This window comes from uncultured Fluviicola sp., from assembly GCF_902168135.1.
Lineage (GTDB): Bacteria > Bacteroidota > Bacteroidia > Flavobacteriales_D > Crocinitomicaceae > Fluviicola.
This window is the reverse complement of the sequence record NZ_CABHOL010000043.1, coordinates 97,760-115,231: the sequence shown is the minus strand read 5'-3', so window position 1 is coordinate 115,231 and position 17,472 is coordinate 97,760. Positions and strand designations below refer to the sequence as shown.

Sequence of the window (17,472 nt, the reverse complement as noted above, 5' to 3'; positions counted from 1 at the left end):
TCAAGCAGAAGACGGCATACGAGATAGGAGTCCGTCTCGTGGGCTCGGAGATGTGTATAAGAGACAGATTATATACGTTTCATTTGATGTGGATTCCATGGATCCGGAAATCACTTCTTTCGGAACAGGAACTCCTGTAGGAAACGGTATTTTCCCGGAAGAAGCGGAAGAAATATTAACTTTGCTGGCTCAGGATCCAAAAACGGTTTGCATTGAATTCGTTGAAGTAAACCCGTGCCTGGACAATAAAGAAAATACAATGGCAGAAACGGCTTTCTCCTTATTGGAATCTGTTACAACTGCGTTGAATAGTTAAAAAGTTCAAAGGGGTTCCAAAGGTTTAAACCGTTCAATTTGAACATTTGAACATTTGAACATTTGAATCTGCTGCGGCAGAAACATTTGAATATCTAATAAACAAACAATAAAATAGTCCTAATGGAAGATTTAATCAAGTCGGCAATTATTGAGAAATCCAGTCAGTTATTTGGTTTCGAATGTTCTGACTCGCTGATTCAGTTTCAAAAAACAAAAAAAGAATTCGAGGGCGATACTACTTTGGTATTGTTCCCTTTAATGAAACTTGCTGGCAAAGCCCCGCAGGAAATTGGAAAAGTACTTGGTGATTTTTTAAGGGACGACATTCGCTGTATCAGTGATTATTCCATAATCGGAGGATTCTTAAATTTAAGTTTCCCGAATAACTACTGGACACAGCAACTGAGAGAAATAGATTCAAACGCATCTTTTGGGTTGGCAGAAAAGAACTCCAAACCGGAAATCATGGTGGAGTATTCCTCACCGAACACCAACAAACCGCTGCACTTAGGACATTTGCGAAATAATTTCCTGGGTTATTCTGTTGCACAAATATTAGACGCTTACGGTCACAAAGTCATCAAAACACAGATCATCAACGATCGTGGAATACACATCTGCAAAAGCATGCTTGCCTGGCAGAAATTCTCACCCCCGAATGAAAAGGGGGAACGCGAGAATCCTCAAAACACAGGCATGAAGGGTGATAAACTGGTTGGAAAATACTACGTAGAATTCGACAAGCAATTCAATGCAGAGGCCAAAGAGATTATTGCTCAATGGAATGCCGGGAATTTCGATGGTTATTCTGAAGCTTCCATTGCTAAGTACCACGAATTCACAGAAGCAAAAGCCGGTAAAGACGAAAAAGCAGTTGCAGGTTTGGATGATAAGATCAAAGAACTGGCTAAAAACGAAACTTCCATTTTGCGCGAGGCAAAAGACCTGTTGGTTCGCTGGGAAGGAAGAGATCCGGAAGTATACCTGCTTTGGACAACTATGAATGGCTGGGTGTATGACGGGTTCAACCAGACCTATGAGAAGATGGGAGTTGATTTCGATCGTTTGTACTACGAGTCTGACACCTTTATTCTTGGAAAAGACCTGGTAAATGAGGGCCTAAGCAAAGGCGTTTTCTACCAAAAAGAAGATGGATCCGTTTGGATCGACCTGACAGGTGACGGGCTTGACCACAAATTATTACTGCGTTCAGACGGAACTTCCGTGTATATGACACAGGATTTGGGTACTGCCGTTGACCGATTCAACGACTACCCGGAACTGACCGGAATTATTTATACCGTAGGTAATGAACAAGACTACCATTTCAAGGTGTTGTTCCTGATCCTGGATAAATTGGGTTATTCCTGGGCGAAATCGTGTTTCCATTTATCCTATGGAATGGTAGATCTTCCTTCAGGGAAAATGAAGTCTCGTGAAGGGACTGTTGTCGATGCGGACGATCTGATGGATGAAGTCATAGAAAGTGCTAAAGAAATGACAGCAGAACGTGGACATTTGGACGGAATGAGTGATGAAGACCGTGAAAGTTTGTATAAAACAATCGGGATGGGCGGCTTAAAATATTATTTATTGAAAGTCGATCCGAAAAAACGCATGATGTTCAATCCGGCGGAATCTATTGAATTGAATGGCCACACCGGTCCGTTCATTCAGTATGCACATGCACGTATTCAGTCACTTCTTGGAAAAGCAAACAGTTTCAAACTGGATATCAATACTGAAATTGGTGCTTCCGAAAAGGAAATCATCAAGCAATTGGTTTTGTATCCGGCGATTATCGAAGAAGCTGCAAAAACGTATGCTCCTTCTGTTGTAGCAAATTACACGTATGAATTGGTGAAGTTATTTAACCAGTTCTACCAAAACGTGATGATTCTCAGCGAAACGGATGAAAATCAAAAAGCCCTGCGTTTGACGGTTAGTCAGAACGTTGCAAAGGTCATTAAGAGTTCGATGAATTTACTTGGAATCACAGTTCCAAATAGAATGTAATTCATAAAAATCTCGGTGGGTATGTGATTAATCGCTTGCCCCACCAACAAATAAAACCAGAAACGGGTCTCGGCTAAGCCGAGACCCGTTCTTTTTACACCCAAATCGTACCGCTTTGAGCGGACAATTTGTACTTGGCAGACGCGGAATATCACGCCCCCACAGTTTTTTATTACACTTTACCTCCTGTAATCAGGCGGGCTATTACAATGATGACAACTGCCCCCACCGTTGCAGTCAATAATACTCCCCAAATGTTATCGGGCGCAAAAATGTGCAGCAACCCGAACAGCCAGGTACCAACGATACCTCCGAGAATTCCTAAAATAATATTGAAGAAAATCCCGCCTCTGTCGCTATCCATAATCGCTCCTGCCAACCAACCGGCAACACCCCCTATTATTAATGCCCATAACCAACTCATAACTTCTTATTTTTTAGATGTGAACTGATATCAATGTAGCTAAAAGCGGTGAAAGAAAAAAGGGTTTTAGCATCTGTTAACAAGGACAGAATGAGAAAGAGGGTACAAAACATTATATGTAGTAGGGGCGAAAAATTTTTCGCCCCTACTACTATTTCTTTCCCCCCAGGAACGCGTACATGAGGATGTTTGCGCCCATTTGCAGGGCTTGTTTACGTTTTTCTTCGGAATCATTGTGGACCGCCTGATCTTCCCAGCCGTCGCTTAAATCGGTTTCAAAAGTATACAGACAAACCAATCTTCCTTCAATAATAATTCCGAAAGCCTGCGGTCGTTTACCATCGTGCTCATGAATCTTTGGCAAGCCGTTGAAATCATATTTCTGGTGAAAAACCGGGTGTGAGAAAGGAAGTTCCACCAGGGAATTATTCGGGAATACTTTTTTCAATTCTTCGCGGATAAATTTATCCATTCCGTAGTTATCATCGATATGAAGAAATCCGCCTCCAAGCAGGTAGTTTCGCAGGTTTTCAGCTTCCGTCAGTGAAAAAACAACATTTCCATGACCTGTCATGTGAATGAAAGGGTACAAACTCAATTCCGGGCTTCCGACATCCACATAAGGGGCTTCTTTCGAAATGGTTGTTCCAAGATTTACATTGCAAAACTGGGCCAGATTCGGCAAAGCTGTAGGATTGGCATAATAATCTCCCCCTCCACTATATTTCAGAAATGCAATTTGATAACTTCCCTGCGCGAATCCGATCGCACTCAAACAAAGCGTGGTGATTATTAATCCTATTTTCATTCTCTTAACTATTAACTGCCAATACACAAGCTACCATTCCGGCGGTTTCTGTCCGCAAGCGCGATTCTCCCAAATGTACGGCTTCGTATCCATGTTTCAAAGCCAGTTTTAATTCCGACTCGCTGAAATCTCCTTCCGGGCCGATTAAAATTCGTGACGGATAGTTCAATTCACGAACGGATTTCTTCTCTCCGTCCATGCAATGTGCAATTCCCCCATTCGGGTTGTTTGCAATAAAATCGGAAAAGCTTTGCAATCCTTCGATCTCGAGCAAAAAATCATGTTGTGCCTGTTTCATGGCAGAAATGGCAACGCGCTGCAAACGGTCCAGCTTCAACTGGACGCGTTCAGAACGATCGCAGTTTAAGAAAGTCAGCTTGCTTGCTCCGATCTCCACGATCTTTTCCACCATCCACTCCATGCGATCAAGGTTCTTCGTTGGCGCAATTGCCAAATGAAACCCATTTCCCGCACGGACCTTCGTTTCTTTGGACACCACTTTTACCTGGCATTTTTTGGGATGTGCGTCTGTAATCTCTGCTGTTACAATCAACCCTTTCCCATTCAACAACAGGAACTGGTCCCCCACTTCGGAACGCAAGACCCGGACGATGTGCTTGGATTCTTCTTCCGGAAGGTGAAATGTTTCCGAATCGGGAATTTGTAAAAGGAAAAAACGTCTCATTAATTGAGTATTTGGACCAACATTTCTTTCAGTAACTGACCGTCTGAAGTGGAGCTGTTCCCCACTCCTTTTGCTTTTAAATCGTAATTATGCAAAATCTCCACATTACGCGCTAAAACCTTCGGGGGATAATTCGGACAGTTGCGGATCAGTTCTTTCGCTACAAAGGGATGCAGCCCAACCGAAGAGGCAATTGCTTCCGGGGATTTGTTCGGAGCGAAATGCACACGCATCATGTTGGTGAACAACTTAAAAACGGATGGGATCACCACAATAATGGAGTGATCTTTCGGATTTTTCTCAAAGTAATCAGCTATTTGGAATGCTTTTAAAGTATCCCGGATGGCAATGGCATTTACCAATTCGAATACGTTGTAATCTTTCGAAATACCGATATTCTCCTCGATGTGAATATCTGAGATTTTGGTCCCTTTTTCAAGAACGATAGCCAGTTTATCCAGTTCGTTGACAATGCGCGACAAATCGTTCCCCAGGAATTCTCCAAGCAAAGAAGCTGCTTTCGAAGTAATCTCATATCCTTCGGAGCGGACGTATGAAGCGATCCATTCCGTGAGGTTGTAATCTTTGACTTTCTCTGATTTGAAATTCACTCCAACATTCGCAATTTCTTTGGTGAACTTGCGCTTTCCGTCGAGTGCTTTGTATTTATGGCAAATAACCAGGATGTTGCTTTCCACCAAATTCGGAAGCAGTTTTTCCAGTTCATAAATGTCTTTCATATCCTGTGCTTCGCGGACAACGACTACTTTGCGTGTTCCCATGAACGGAAAGCTGCGGGCTTCGCTCATGAGTGTCAAAGCATCAATATCACGTCCGTAATAAACCGCCAGGTTGAAATCTTTTTCGGATTCGTCTACCGCATTTTCACTGATTGCATCTGAGACCAGGTCGATGAAATACGGCTCTTCGCCATGCAACACGTATAAAGGCTTGAAATCACCGTTTTTGATGTCTTTGAGAAGTGCTTTGTAATCCATACTCAAAATTACGAATTACGAATTACGAATTACGAATTATGGGATTATTTATTGGTCGAAATATCAATTGAGACGGAAAGTTTTCCGTCATTACAAATTTCCGATTGGTAATTAGGAATTCGTAATTTTGTAATTAATTATGTCGTATCCTTCGTTGAATCTGCCTTCTGCACAACTCAAACTTTCGAAAGAGAAGGAAGATTTTTTTGTGTGGTGCATTATCCGCCGGAAGAAGTTACTGCTGACTCCGGAAGAATGGGTTAGACAGCACGTCATACATTACCTCATCGATCATAAAAAAACGCCTGTTGAACGTATTAACAGTGAGCATTTATTAAAGATCAACGGCCAGAACAGGCGCTGTGACATTGTAGTGGTTGATTCTTTCGGCAATCCGAAACTGATCGTGGAATGCAAGGCTTCGGAAATTAATCTGGATGAAAAGGTTTTCCTGCAGACAAGCAATTACATTCAAAAAAGCAAGGCCGCTTATTTCTGGATGACGAACGGATTGAACCACGTGATTGTGGAATGCAAGAATCCGGAGGTTTACCTGAACGAGTTACCGGAATTATAAAAAAACAAAAACTGTAGGGACGCGAGGCCTCGCGTTCCTACAGTGAATATAATCAATTCGCGTGTTTCGCCTCGAGTTTGAATTCGCTGGTTGTGTGGAATGTCAAATCCGGGTAATCTTTTTCTGCCATTTGCAATAAGAAAGATGTTTCTGCCAGGAAAACCAGGTTATCGTCTTTGTCTTTTGCCAGGTATTGCGATTTCGCACGCTTGAAGTCGTTTAACTGCGCTTCGTTATCGGTTGTGATCCAGCAGGCTTTGTGGTAATTTCTAGGCACAAAACGGCATTTCGCTCCGTATTCGTGTTCCAGACGGTATGCAATTACTTCGAATTGAAGCTGTCCTACCGTACCGATAATTTTTCGGTTACCAGGCTGCTGAATAAACATTTGGGCCACTCCTTCGTCCATCAACTGGGTAATCCCTTTCTCCAGCTGCTTGGATTTCATCGGGTCGAGGTTTTCCAATTCCTGGAATAATTCCGGGGAGAAACTTGGAATTCCTTTAAACATGAAAGGTGTTCCTTCGTTCAATGTATCACCGATCTTAAAGTTCCCTGTATCATACAAACCGATTACATCTCCGGGGAAAGCTTCATCAATGACACTTTTATCCTGGGCCATGAAGGAAGTTGGGTTAGGGAATTTGAATTTCTTATCCAAACGAACATGGTTGTAGAACGTATTTCGCTCGAATTTCCCGGAAACAATGCGCAGGAAAGCAATACGGTCACGGTGTTTCGGATCTAAGTTCGCGTGGATCTTAAATACAAATCCGGAGAATTTTTTATCAGCCGGCTCCATGCGTCCTGCATCAGTATCTCTTCCTCTTGGGGATGGGGAAATACGTACGAACGTATCTAATAATTCTTTGACACCGAAGTTATTTACTGCCGACCCGAAAAATACCGGTGCAACATCACCTGCCAGGTATGAATCACGGTCAAAAGCATCGTAAACACCTTCCACCATTTCCAATTCTTCGCGCAATTCTGCCGCTGGCTTTTCTCCCACCAGTTCATCTAATTCCGAGGAATTGATATCAGAAAGTGAAACAACATCCGTTGAGATCTTGGTTTTATTTGCAGCAAATAAGTTGATATTCTTATCGTAAATATTGTAAACTCCTTTAAATCGGTCTCCCATTCCGATTGGCCAGGCCAAAGGACGTACTTTAATGTCCAGGGAAGACTCCAATTCATCGAGCAGTTCGAACGGGTCTTTTCCTTCGCGGTCCATTTTATTAATGAAGATAATTACCGGCGTTTTACGCATGCGGCAAACTTCCATCAAGCGCTTGGTTTGTTCCTCCACACCGTTGGCACAGTCGATTACCAGGATCACACTATCAACAGCCGTTAGTGTTCTGTAAGTATCTTCTGCAAAGTCCTTGTGACCCGGAGTATCCAAAATATTGATCTGTTTTCCGGAATACTGGAAAGCCATTACGGAAGTTGCAACCGAGATTCCACGTTGCTTTTCGATCTCCATGAAATCCGAAGTAGCTGTCTTCTTGATCTTGTTGTTTTTCACGGCACCGGCAGATTGAATGGCACCTCCAAAAAGCAATAGCTTTTCAGTCAGGGTTGTTTTACCTGCATCGGGATGCGAGATAATTCCAAAGGTTCTGCGCTTTTCAATTTCTACGTCGTTGCTCATGATTGTTTTTTTGAGGATGCAAAAGTAGTTCAATTAAATGAAAAAATGCTGAACTACCAGGGAAATTACTCTTTTTTAATTATCAGTCAAAAAAATTAAACATTTGAAAATCAATTATTTAATTTAAAAAGTGTTCGCAAATTAGCGAACAAGCGAATTCTCGAATTCCGGGAGTTAAAAATCAATTGTGCCAATTTTTGGTTTATTCAAAAACTGCTACTTCAACTGATAGGAAAGGATGATTTCATGGGTACTACCGAATGTGCTGTTGATAGGGTATTCATAAATATAACCGATGCGGAATTTACCAACAATATCATATCCAACCATTGGACTCACAGAAATATTTCCGGAAGCTAAATGTCCGGAAAAACCAAACCAGATATCTTTATCTACTGTTGCAACAAGTGCAATCGTGGAGGCTGCTTTTTTCATATCTGTGTAAACTTGTGCTCGTGGAGTCAGCTTCCAGTTTTCTCCCAGTTGAAAAGTATAATCCCCGAACAACCAATAATGTGGCACTATCTTATATGTATATGAACTATACTTATCACGAAATACAGCCCCATTTAATTGGGTAATGCTAAAACCTGTATTCCAGTTCTCACCATGCATGGCAATACCAAAATCACATTGAAAAACCGGATTCAGCGACCTGTCTTTAAAAAACAGTGGGTCTTCCGGAACTTGTGATGAAAAAATAAAATCAGATCCTTTAATTTTCATAGTTTTTAGGCCTGCAGAAGCTCCAAAAGACAAAAACATATTTTTTATCGGAAGATGATAGGCGTAAGACACCAAAGCCGTGTGTGATCTGGACATACCACCGGCGTCGTACTCATAACTGACTCCTATTCCACTATTGATAGAATCTAGTTTCATGGCATAGTTCAACCATAAAGTAGTTGGAGCACCATTCACTTTTGTCCATTGGTCCCGCCATTGTGCATTTGCATGATGCCTATAAATTGCTCCCGTCATCGCAGGATTGGTATGCATATAGTTATTCCAGAAAAACGAACTCCTTGGTTCTTGTTGTCCGTTAGAAAAAATGGAAGTAATCAGGAAAGTAACTATTGGGATGATTCGGCTTGGTAAGTTCATTTATTTTCAATTTAGATCGCGAACATAGTAAAAACAGATTAATTCATTTAGTCAAATGAAAGTTTCGATACATCCATTATTGAAAAGGAAATCATTTCAATTGATAGGATAAAATAATTTCATGGGATCCTGAAGAAAGAATAACTTCAGATTTCTCACCAGGATAGTATGCTTGAGAACGACTTAGGTTTAACTCATAGGTATACCCCAACCGAAACTTTCCGGCGATATCGTATCCAATCATCGGCCCAACTGCATATATCCCTCCGCTACCGGGAATGGAAGAAGTAGCACCCAACCATAAATTATCCTTGAAGCTTGCAATAAGAGCTATGGAGGAAGTAATCTGATTCAAATCACTATATGACTGAATTCTTGGAGTTAATTTCCATTTCTCACCTACTTGAAAAGCGTAATCTGCAAACAACCAAATATGCGGTTCTTCTTTCAAGGTCAAAAATAAATACCTAAAAGATGCACCGTTTAACTGAGTCACACTTAAACCTACATTCCATTTTTCAGCATGCAATGCCACACCGAAATCACTTTGAAACACAGGTTTTATACTTTCATCCATCCCCCACGGATTAAAACTTTTAATGCCTGCGGACGCCCCCAGTGATAAGAACAGGTTCTTGATCGGAATGTGATAAGCATAGGAAACTAATGCCGTTTGCCAATTACTTAATCCAGTCGCATTGTATTCATAACTCACTCCGACTCCACTGTGGATTTTGTCCAATTTCGCAGCATAATTTGCCCACAAGGTATTCGGTGCACCACTGGTACTTGTCCATTGGGTACGCCACTGCACATTCGCATGATGCTTATAAATTGCTCCCGTCATCGCGGGATTGGTGTGCATATAGTTATTCCAGAAAAACGAACTCCTTGGTTCTTGTTGTCCGTTAGAAAAATTGGATGCAAGCAGGAAAATAATTATAGGGATGATTCGGCTTGGTAAGTTCATTTATTTTCAATTTAGATCGCGAACATAGTAAAAACAGATTAATTAATTTAGCCAAATGAAAGTTTCGATACATCCATCCTGGGAAAAGGTGCTTCAGGCTTCATTTGAGGCCCCCTATTTTGAAAACCTGGTTCAATTTGTCAAGCAGGAATATGGTCGTTTTCCAAACCAGATCTTCCCGGAAGGAAAGTATATTTTCAGGGCTTTCGACAGCTGTCCGTTTGATCAGATCAAAGTAGTTATTTTGGGACAGGATCCCTACCCGACAAGAGGACATGCTCACGGATTGTGTTTCAGCTGTGATTCACACGTGCGGCCATTGCCCAAAAGTTTGCAGAACATTTTCAAGGAGCTGGAAGATGATTTGGGAATTCCGGCACCACCAAACGGGGATTTAAACCATTGGGCAAAGCAAGGTGTTTTATTGCTGAATTCAATTCTCACGGTCCGTGAAGGCCAACCGCTTTCACATGCCAACCAGGGATGGGAGAAGTTTACAGATGAAGTGATCCAAACCATCAATGACCAACTCGAAGGTGTCATATTTGTGTTGTGGGGATCTCCGGCACAAGCCAAAGCTGCAAGGGTAAATCCGGACAGGCATTTCATACTCAAAGCTCCACACCCGTCTCCATTATCTGCTTACCGCGGATTTTTCGGGAGCAAGCCTTTTTCAACAATTAACAAAATTCTGAGCGAGAAAGGAAAAACCGAAATCAAATGGGCATGATTCATTAATCATGTGAAAATGATCATAAAATTTGAATTAGTAGGGGTGAAAAATTTTTCGCCCCTACTGTTTTTATTACTTTTGCACCGATGAATTTGCAAAATGATTTGATCTTACGCGCTGCAAAAGGCGAAGACATTGAACGTTACCCGGTTTGGCTGATGCGCCAGGCAGGAAGGATTTTACCGGAATACCGTGCTGTTCGCGAAAGTGTGAGCGGATTTAAAGAATTGGTGGAAAACCCTGCTTTGGCTGCGGAAGTGACCATTCAGCCGGTTGATATCCTGGATGTGGATGCTGCGATAATCTTTTCAGATATCCTGGTAATCCCGGAAGCGATGAATATTCCTTACCAGATGATCGAAAAACGCGGTCCCTGGTTCGAGCATACGATCCGTTCGGAAGAAGAAGCCAAACGTTTGGAATTTGACTTTGATATCGAAGATCGTTTAGGCTACGTTCTGGAAGCAATACGTTTGACGGTAAAACAACTGAACGGACGTGTTCCGGTAATCGGATTTGCAGGTGCACCCTGGACCATTCTTTGCTACATGGTTGAAGGCCATGGCTCAAAAACATTCAGCGAAGCTAAAAAGCTTTTGTACACCAATCCGACTTTGGCACATCAATTGTTACAACACATCACAGATGTTACAATCGCTTATTTAAAAGCACAGGTTAAAGCCGGAGCAAGTATGATACAAGTTTTCGATTCATGGGCTGGAATTTTAGGAACAGAGCAGTACGCGACTTTCTCACTTCCCTATTTGTCTCAAATAGCTACAGCTATTGAAGATGTTCCGGTTACTTTATTTTCGAAAGGAGCTATCACATCCATTCCTGCTTTAGCCAAATTAGATTGTAACACGATTGGGCTCGACTGGAACATGGATATTCCTGTGATGCGCTCTTTAGTTGGTGATTCCAGAACGCTGCAGGGTAATTTAGACCCCTGTGCATTATACGGTTCTCACCAAAGTATTGAGGCTGAAACAATAAAAATGTTAAATTCGTTCGGTAATAATAAAAGACATATTGTTAACTTAGGCCACGGTGTTTATCCGGATGTCGACCCAGAAAAGGTTAAAACATTCATTAAAACTGTAAAATCTTATGAAACCAAATAGTATGAAACTAAAACAACTTGCATTAGGTGCTTTGATTGGATTACCACTTATTGCATCCGCTCAAAAAGGAGATAACCTTATTGATAACGGAGGATTTGAATCCAATGCAGGGAAACCGAAAAAGTTAGGTCAAATTGATTTGGCAACAGGATGGAAATCTCCTACAGGAGCAAGAGCCGATTACTTTTTAAGCGATTCTAAAGTTCCCGCTGTGGCCGCTCCGGATAATGCTTACGGAAAAGAAACTCCGAAAGAAGGTGAAAACTATGCAGGTATATTTGCTTTTTCTTACGGAAATAAGCTGCCAAGAACATATATTACTGCCAAATTAAAAACACCTTTGAAAAAAGATGTTACATATTGTATCTCTTTTTATGTTTCCTTGTCTGAGGCTTCGAAATATTCCTGCAACCAAATCGGAGCAAATATTTCCAAGAAAGAATTCGGTACGGACCAGAAAGTGCATTTGATCGATCAGACTCAAATCCAGCATCCTGATAACAAAGTTTTCAATGCCACTTATAACTGGGAAAAAGTGTGTGGTTCTTACAAAGCGGAAGGTGGTGAGAAATTCCTGACAATCGGAAACTTTACTTCTGATCAGGACACCAAATATGAGGTAAACAAAAAGCCGAAAGACTCAAAAGTCACACAGGTAATCGGAGCTTATTATTACATTGACGATGTAGTGGTTACAATGCTTGATAAAGACGAGGATTGTAAATGTTATGATGCTGACAAAGACAAAAATGAATTGTCTACAACCGTTTACATGAAACAAGTTGCGGATAATGATAAAATGTCAACGAAAGACCGCATTGAGAAACAAGAAATTTACTTCGGATTCGGGAAAACGTTCTTAACACAACAGGCAAAAGCCGCATTGGATATCGTAGCAAAAGTGATGACTGAAAACCCGAACATGACTATTACGGTAATGGGACACAACAACGAAGAAGAAGATAAATTGGCTGAGAAAAAAGATTTCTACGCCGATATGGATACCAAGCGCAACCAGGTTGTCAAAGAATACTTACAGTCCAAAGGAATTGCTGCAGGCAGGTTGAAATCCGAAAGCAAAGGAAGTGAAGTTCCTAGCCCGGAAATCAAGGAAGGTGACGACGATGACTTAAAATTAGCAAAAGGAAGACGCGTTGTCTTCAGAGTTACTTAATACAAATTATTCATAATAACGTAGGGGCGTCCCGCATGTGCGGGACGCCCCTACGTTTTTACAGTGCTTTCAATCATGGAAACAATCTTCCCCGTTTACCGCAAACTCGACGGATTCAACCGCTTTTATAAAATTGAAAGTGAGGATGTATTCATCGAAGTGACTTTCTCACAGGATCAGCCCAAATACCAAACGATTCAGGCCATACAATTCCCGGAGAAACTCCGCATCCGGGATATGATCTCTTGCTCTTTCAACTATGTTCCGATGAGCGAAGAAGAAATCGAGAAATACTTCCAATAAAAAATCCATCCGCCAGGTTTTATCTGAAGCGAATGGACTTTTTACTTATGATTTGTTTGACTTAGTTCAAAACAAGCTTGTGAGTTTCCTCACCAACACGCATCAGGTAAATTCCTTTATTCAATGCATCCAGGTTCAAAACAGCATCTCCGGCCTGTATCTGCTGTTCAAAAACCACTCCTCCCTTTAAATCCATCAATTGGATTTTCCCGGTATACTCAGTTGTAATATGAACCAATCCTGTAGAAGGATTCGGGCTGATTTTTACCGGTGAAAGCTCCTTGTCCTCCAAACCAAGAGTCGTAGGATTTGAATGGGTCCATTTTCTAAGGAATAACCATACTTCGATCATTTCTGTAATGTCATTCACAGGCTGGTACAAATAAACGTGATCCGCACCATTGAATCTCCACAGTTCCAATGAAGCTGACGGATTACAATTATCATACACAAAACGGTCAATCGTTATGGTATCTGTTCCGGTATCCGGAAGACGTGTAGAATCCGCCGAAGCATCACAACCGTGAACTCCTCTCCAAAAATCGATCGTTTGGGGAACCAGGCTCAAAGAAGGTAGTGCCGACCCATCATAGGGAACAGTTCCGTCTGCCGTTCCATGCAAGTGAATAACCGGAGTTTTATATGCCGGAACACAAGAACTGATATCTGAAGTTGGCATTGTACCCGCCATTGCACCGATAGCCGCAATTCGATTATTCATAGCACAAGCCATGTGGTGGGACATAATTGACCCCATGGAAAAACCGGTTGCATAAACACGAGCCGGATTCACGTTGTAATCACTCAGCCCTTTATTGATCAGTTCGTTCATAAAGCTCAGATCATCCGCTGTACTTCCCAGCATAGTCCCATTATTCCAGGCTGCCATTCCCCAGCTGTTATTTAAAGCCTGCGGATAAACTACAATAACACGAGCTGTGTCTGCAATGAAATTAAACCCTGCGCCCACCATATCAGAGTTCGTACCTCCCAAACCATGCATGATGATGATCATATCCGGGTTTTCGGTCTGTACATTGAATCCTGAAGGGATATATAATTTATAGGATCGGGTCACGCCATTTATCGAAATGGTCTCATTGGTAAGCTGTGCAAATGCTGCAAACAGGCTAAATACAAATACAGGCAGTGTAAAGATTTTTTTCATAGTAGATTTTTGTCAAAAATAATTTAATTTTAGTCACAAACAAAAGGGATTATCCGTGCTAAAACTTTTAAATTTCATCCTTCTTCTTTTACTTGTGTTTTCATGTACCTTGTCGGCAGAACAAGAGAACAGGCTCAACAAACAGTTGTCTAAATACATTCGGGCATACAATGAGAATAATACGCTGGAATATGCCGGTTTAAGTCACCCTGCAGTTGTGCGTCATTACTCATCACTGGGAGATTCGAATTTTATCGCACATTTCAGCAACAAGATTGGAGAAAATTCGGTTAATTTATACAACCCATTATTCAAAGATATGAAGTCCCAGGGCGACTGGATCGAACGCAAATACACGATAAGCAAGGATTCCCGTGAAGAGTTCGATAAGAACTATGAATTGTATGCCATTTCATCAGATGCCGGAAACAACTGGTTTTTTATCACCGAAGAAGATTATTTTAAGCGAAATATCCCACTCAAACATCGTTTGTTCTCAAAATAAAACAGGATGAGACTTTTACTACTACTACTGCTATTATTCACCCATTCTTTTTTCTCACTCGGACAAGGGTGGAACCCGGTTGGTTCAAGAGCCGTTTCATTATCAAATGCAAGCGTGTGCCTCGATGATGTCTGGGCCTACCACCACAATCCGGGAGCTACAGCTTCCATTAAAACCATTTCAATCGGAGCTTATTACGAAACGCGCTTCCTAACGAAAGAACTCCAAACTCAAGCCTTAGCCGTTGCAATTCCCCTAAAAGTCGGGGTGATTTCTGCCGGTGGACAATTCTTCGGATACCAGCAATACCGAAATACACGCGCAGGATTGGGATACAGTATGAAATTTACTGATTTCCTGCAGGTCGGAGTCCAGGGGAATATTCAAACTCTGCGACTTGGAGGCAATTATGGTTCAACGATCAGCGGAACAGTAGAAGCTGGTATTTTGGCTAAAATTTCAGAAAAATGGAGCGTTGGCGTCTCAGTGATGAATATTGGCAGACAGCGCATTCATCCGATTACTGACCGTTTTACAACTGTTATGCGCGGAGGATGCCACTATCGCCCATCCAAAAAGGTATCGATTTTTGCCGAAGTAGAGAAACAGGTCATCACCAAAATTTCCTTTAAAGGTGCCATCGAATACCAACCGGTTCAGTCACTTTACATTCGTTTCGGAGCTCAAAGCGCACCCATGGAATTTGCTCTCGGACTGGGCTACAAAGTTTCCGGTTTTTCGATCGATCTCGGTTCAAAGTATCACCAAACACTGGGGTGGTCACCAAACTTCGGTTTAAATTATCAATTCAAAGAGCATGAGAAAAAGTAGCCTGTTACTTCTTTTTTTCATCAGTACCTGTTCTTTCCTTTACGGACAGGAACGAAATGAGATTATCCAGCAGCGGGTTGAATTTATTGCCGAGCAATCCGAATCGGAAGAATTGGACCTGACCAATATCTTTGATCAGCTGAATTATTTCTACGACAACCCCATCAACCTGAACAATACCACCCCCGACGAACTGCGCTCGTTAGGATTATTGACAGAAGTCCAGATTACGGATGCGCTGCTGCATGTGGAACGGTTCGGGAAATTTATCAGTATTTATGAACTCCAATCCTTGAAATATTGGGACCTGAACACCATTTTCCTCGTACTTCCATTCGTAAAAGTCGATGATAGGCTTGAGAGTATGCACATCACTTTTAAAGACGCTGTTAAAAACGGAAAAATTGAATGGTACACACGCTATCAGCGGACCCTGGAACGAAAAAAAGGATATACTGCCGTTTCTGATTCAATTCTGAATAACTCAAACAGTTATTACCGCGGCAATGCTGACAGGTACTACACCCGATTCCGCTACACTTACCGGACCAATATCAGTCTGGGATTTACTGCTGAAAAAGATCCCGGTGAGGAATTCTTCAAAGGTTCTCAAAAAAACGGTTTCGACTATTACTCTTTTCATGCATTTTACAAGGGGGGAAAATACGTTCGGGCTGTCGCCGCGGGTGATTATCAGATCCAGATAGGACAGGGATTGAATACATGGAGCGGGTATGCTTTCGGAAAAAGCGCCGATATTTTTTCCTCCAAAAAAGCGGCTAACCTGCTAAGACCTTACACTTCTGTTGACGAAAACCGCTTTTTTCGCGGCGGGGCAGCTATAATCGGTTATAAAAAATGGAACCTGCTAACCTTCTACAGCAATAAAAAAATAGACGGTTCGGGAATCAATGATTCTTTAACGGACGACCTGGAATTTGTCACTACCATCGATTTATCTGGCCTGCACAGAACCAATAGTGAAATTGCCAAAAAGAACAAATTGAGCGAACAGGTTATCGGGAATTATTTGAGTTACAATTCCACCCGCTTCAATGCAGGAATTGCGGTTGTAAACCAACAATACAATCAACCGCTTCAAAGAGACACCGTTCCGTATAACCTCTATGCATTCAGAGGTACAAAAACGACTGCCATAAGCGGCGATTACAACTTTGTGGTGAGGAATTTCAACTTCTTCGGAGAAGTTTCCTACAGCACACATTCCAAATCGTTTGCCCAACTGCACGGTTTAATGGCTATTTTAGACCCGAGTGTTTCCGTTTCTGTTATTTACCGAAACTATTCCAAAGGATATTATTCATTCTACAACAATGGATTTTCGGAAGGAAGTAATACGCAGAATGAAAGCGGACTGTTCTCCGGGATAAAGGTAAAACTGGCCCCTTCCTGGTCTGTGAGTTCTTATGTTGACTTTTTTAAATTCCCCTGGATCAAATACCAGGTGGACGCACCATCCAAAGGATACGAGTTTTTAGTACAGCCGACCTACAAACCTAATAAAGTCTTTGAATTATACGCGCGTTTCCGACAGCAGGTCCGGCAAAAGAATTCGAGGGATTCAGACGGAACCATTACATCTATTGAAGATGTCGTTCAAAACAATTACCGCCTGAACCTTTCATACAAAGTACTGGAAAGCTTTACTTTAAAAAGCCGTGTGGAATATGTGACCATTAATCGAAAAAGCAATGCTGCCGAAGACGGATGGATCTTTACCCAGGATTTATTGTTCAAACCCAAAAAACTACCTTTCGATTTAACGCTCCGCTATGCTTTGTTCGACACAGACAGCTACGACACACGCATTTACACCTTTGAAAACAATGCACTATATGTATTTTCCATTCCTGCCTACTATTACCAGGGATCGAGAGCTTACGCCCTTATCCGGTTTTCTTTCCTGAGACATTGCGACTTATGGATCCGATACGGAACATTTTTATACGCCAATAGGAACGTCATCAGCTCCGGGCCAGAGGAGATTAAGGGATCGAAGAAATCTGACATTACAGTTCAGCTGCGGGTTTCGTTCTGAAATAGAACGAGGGTCGTA

General features: G+C 41.8%; 17 protein-coding genes. 9 read left to right on the top strand and 8 right to left on the bottom strand.

What is annotated here, in order from left to right:
* Positions 1-438: 438 nt before the first annotated feature.
* Complete coding sequence (gene argS, locus QZT69_RS14840; RefSeq protein ID WP_294676480.1) at positions 439-2,334, top strand: arginine--tRNA ligase; 1,896 nt, start codon at positions 439-441, stop codon at positions 2,332-2,334.
* 172 nt (positions 2,335-2,506) lie between these two features.
* On the opposite strand, the gene QZT69_RS14835 is transcribed toward argS, so the two are convergent.
* The 4 genes from QZT69_RS14835 to holA form a co-directional block, all read right to left on the bottom strand.
* Positions 2,507-2,758, bottom strand: a complete 252-nt coding sequence (locus tag QZT69_RS14835; RefSeq protein ID WP_294676474.1) for a GlsB/YeaQ/YmgE family stress response membrane protein — start codon at positions 2,756-2,758, stop codon at positions 2,507-2,509.
* Between the two features lie 151 nt (positions 2,759-2,909).
* Entirely contained in the window at positions 2,910-3,566 is a 657-nt protein-coding gene (locus QZT69_RS14830; protein ID WP_294676467.1) for a DUF4159 domain-containing protein, read from the bottom strand.
* 4 nt (positions 3,567-3,570) lie between these two features.
* Positions 3,571-4,251: a 16S rRNA (uracil(1498)-N(3))-methyltransferase gene (locus tag QZT69_RS14825; RefSeq protein ID WP_294676464.1), complete on the bottom strand. Its 681-nt coding sequence runs from the start codon at positions 4,249-4,251 to the stop codon at positions 3,571-3,573.
* Positions 4,251-5,249 (bottom strand): DNA polymerase III subunit delta, encoded by a 999-nt coding sequence (gene holA, locus QZT69_RS14820; RefSeq protein WP_294676457.1) that lies wholly within the window; start codon positions 5,247-5,249, stop codon positions 4,251-4,253. The genes QZT69_RS14825 and holA overlap by 1 nt, the downstream gene beginning before the upstream one ends.
* A 139-nt stretch (positions 5,250-5,388) precedes the next feature.
* Between holA and QZT69_RS14815 the strand changes: the two genes are divergently transcribed.
* Complete coding sequence (locus QZT69_RS14815) at positions 5,389-5,826, top strand: type I restriction enzyme HsdR N-terminal domain-containing protein (RefSeq protein ID WP_294676442.1); 438 nt, start codon at positions 5,389-5,391, stop codon at positions 5,824-5,826.
* 52 nt (positions 5,827-5,878) lie between these two features.
* On the opposite strand, the gene QZT69_RS14810 is transcribed toward QZT69_RS14815, so the two are convergent.
* The 3 genes from QZT69_RS14810 to QZT69_RS14800 form a co-directional block, all read right to left on the bottom strand.
* Complete coding sequence (locus QZT69_RS14810; RefSeq protein ID WP_294676438.1) at positions 5,879-7,483, bottom strand: peptide chain release factor 3; 1,605 nt, start codon at positions 7,481-7,483, stop codon at positions 5,879-5,881.
* Between the two features lie 216 nt (positions 7,484-7,699).
* Positions 7,700-8,587, bottom strand: a complete 888-nt coding sequence (locus tag QZT69_RS14805; protein ID WP_294676432.1) for a PorP/SprF family type IX secretion system membrane protein — start codon at positions 8,585-8,587, stop codon at positions 7,700-7,702.
* Positions 8,588-8,678: 91 nt separating this feature from the next.
* A complete protein-coding gene (locus tag QZT69_RS14800; RefSeq protein WP_294676431.1) occupies positions 8,679-9,557 on the bottom strand; it encodes a PorP/SprF family type IX secretion system membrane protein in 879 nt (292 codons plus the stop codon).
* A gap of 55 nt (positions 9,558-9,612) precedes the next feature.
* Between QZT69_RS14800 and QZT69_RS14795 the strand changes: the two genes are divergently transcribed.
* The 4 genes from QZT69_RS14795 to QZT69_RS14780 all read left to right on the top strand — a co-directional run bounded on the left by QZT69_RS14795 (position 9,613) and on the right by QZT69_RS14780 (position 12,891).
* Positions 9,613-10,287 carry a uracil-DNA glycosylase gene (locus QZT69_RS14795; protein WP_294676418.1) on the top strand — a complete coding sequence of 225 codons (675 nt, stop codon included), beginning with the start codon at positions 9,613-9,615 and terminating at the stop codon, positions 10,285-10,287.
* A gap of 89 nt (positions 10,288-10,376) precedes the next feature.
* The gene (gene hemE / locus QZT69_RS14790) at positions 10,377-11,414 is read left to right on the top strand and encodes a uroporphyrinogen decarboxylase (protein WP_294676411.1); all 1,038 of its coding nucleotides are present in this window, start codon (positions 10,377-10,379) and stop codon (positions 11,412-11,414) included.
* A gap of 1 nt (position 11,415) precedes the next feature.
* On the top strand, positions 11,416-12,588 hold the full coding sequence (locus tag QZT69_RS14785; RefSeq protein WP_294676406.1) for an OmpA family protein: 1,173 nt from the start codon (positions 11,416-11,418) through the stop codon (positions 12,586-12,588).
* Between the two features lie 75 nt (positions 12,589-12,663).
* Complete coding sequence (locus QZT69_RS14780) at positions 12,664-12,891, top strand: hypothetical protein (protein ID WP_294676400.1); 228 nt, start codon at positions 12,664-12,666, stop codon at positions 12,889-12,891.
* Between the two features lie 61 nt (positions 12,892-12,952).
* Here the strand turns inward: QZT69_RS14780 and QZT69_RS14775 are convergent, their stop codons facing one another.
* Positions 12,953-14,059 (bottom strand): PHB depolymerase family esterase, encoded by a 1,107-nt coding sequence (locus QZT69_RS14775; protein ID WP_294676393.1) that lies wholly within the window; start codon positions 14,057-14,059, stop codon positions 12,953-12,955.
* 55 nt (positions 14,060-14,114) lie between these two features.
* On the opposite strand from QZT69_RS14775, the gene QZT69_RS14770 reads away from it, so the two are divergent.
* The 3 genes from QZT69_RS14770 to QZT69_RS14760 are packed head-to-tail and all read left to right on the top strand — an operon-like array spanning position 14,115 to position 17,454.
* The gene (locus QZT69_RS14770; RefSeq protein WP_294676384.1) at positions 14,115-14,564 is read left to right on the top strand and encodes a hypothetical protein; all 450 of its coding nucleotides are present in this window, start codon (positions 14,115-14,117) and stop codon (positions 14,562-14,564) included.
* Positions 14,565-14,570: 6 nt separating this feature from the next.
* Positions 14,571-15,395: a hypothetical protein gene (locus QZT69_RS14765; protein ID WP_294676377.1), complete on the top strand. Its 825-nt coding sequence runs from the start codon at positions 14,571-14,573 to the stop codon at positions 15,393-15,395.
* The gene (locus QZT69_RS14760) at positions 15,382-17,454 is read left to right on the top strand and encodes a hypothetical protein (RefSeq protein WP_294676370.1); all 2,073 of its coding nucleotides are present in this window, start codon (positions 15,382-15,384) and stop codon (positions 17,452-17,454) included. Before QZT69_RS14765 ends, QZT69_RS14760 begins: the two co-directional genes overlap by 14 nt.
* Positions 17,455-17,472: the final 18 nt, after the last annotated feature.

Bases quoted from the DNA above. Each gene is read 5' to 3' on its own strand.
- argS (WP_294676480.1), top strand. From the start codon at position 439: ATGGAAGATTTAATCAAGTCGGCAATTATTGAGAAATCCAGTCAGTTA.
- QZT69_RS14760 (WP_294676370.1), top strand. From the start codon at position 15,382: ATGAGAAAAAGTAGCCTGTTACTTCTTTTTTTCATCAGTACCTGTTCT.
- holA (WP_294676457.1), bottom strand. From the start codon at position 5,249: ATGGATTACAAAGCACTTCTCAAAGACATCAAAAACGGTGATTTCAAG.
- QZT69_RS14785 (WP_294676406.1), top strand. From the start codon at position 11,416: ATGAAACTAAAACAACTTGCATTAGGTGCTTTGATTGGATTACCACTT.
- QZT69_RS14805 (WP_294676432.1), bottom strand. From the start codon at position 8,587: ATGAACTTACCAAGCCGAATCATCCCAATAGTTACTTTCCTGATTACT.
- QZT69_RS14815 (WP_294676442.1), top strand. From the start codon at position 5,389: ATGTCGTATCCTTCGTTGAATCTGCCTTCTGCACAACTCAAACTTTCG.
- QZT69_RS14775 (WP_294676393.1), bottom strand. From the start codon at position 14,059: ATGAAAAAAATCTTTACACTGCCTGTATTTGTATTTAGCCTGTTTGCA.
- QZT69_RS14825 (WP_294676464.1), bottom strand. From the start codon at position 4,251: ATGAGACGTTTTTTCCTTTTACAAATTCCCGATTCGGAAACATTTCAC.
- hemE (WP_294676411.1), top strand. From the start codon at position 10,377: ATGAATTTGCAAAATGATTTGATCTTACGCGCTGCAAAAGGCGAAGAC.
- QZT69_RS14810 (WP_294676438.1), bottom strand. From the start codon at position 7,483: ATGAGCAACGACGTAGAAATTGAAAAGCGCAGAACCTTTGGAATTATC.
- QZT69_RS14780 (WP_294676400.1), top strand. From the start codon at position 12,664: ATGGAAACAATCTTCCCCGTTTACCGCAAACTCGACGGATTCAACCGC.
- QZT69_RS14800 (WP_294676431.1), bottom strand. From the start codon at position 9,557: ATGAACTTACCAAGCCGAATCATCCCTATAATTATTTTCCTGCTTGCA.
- QZT69_RS14835 (WP_294676474.1), bottom strand. From the start codon at position 2,758: ATGAGTTGGTTATGGGCATTAATAATAGGGGGTGTTGCCGGTTGGTTG.
- QZT69_RS14795 (WP_294676418.1), top strand. From the start codon at position 9,613: ATGAAAGTTTCGATACATCCATCCTGGGAAAAGGTGCTTCAGGCTTCA.
- QZT69_RS14830 (WP_294676467.1), bottom strand. From the start codon at position 3,566: ATGAAAATAGGATTAATAATCACCACGCTTTGTTTGAGTGCGATCGGA.
- QZT69_RS14765 (WP_294676377.1), top strand. From the start codon at position 14,571: ATGAGACTTTTACTACTACTACTGCTATTATTCACCCATTCTTTTTTC.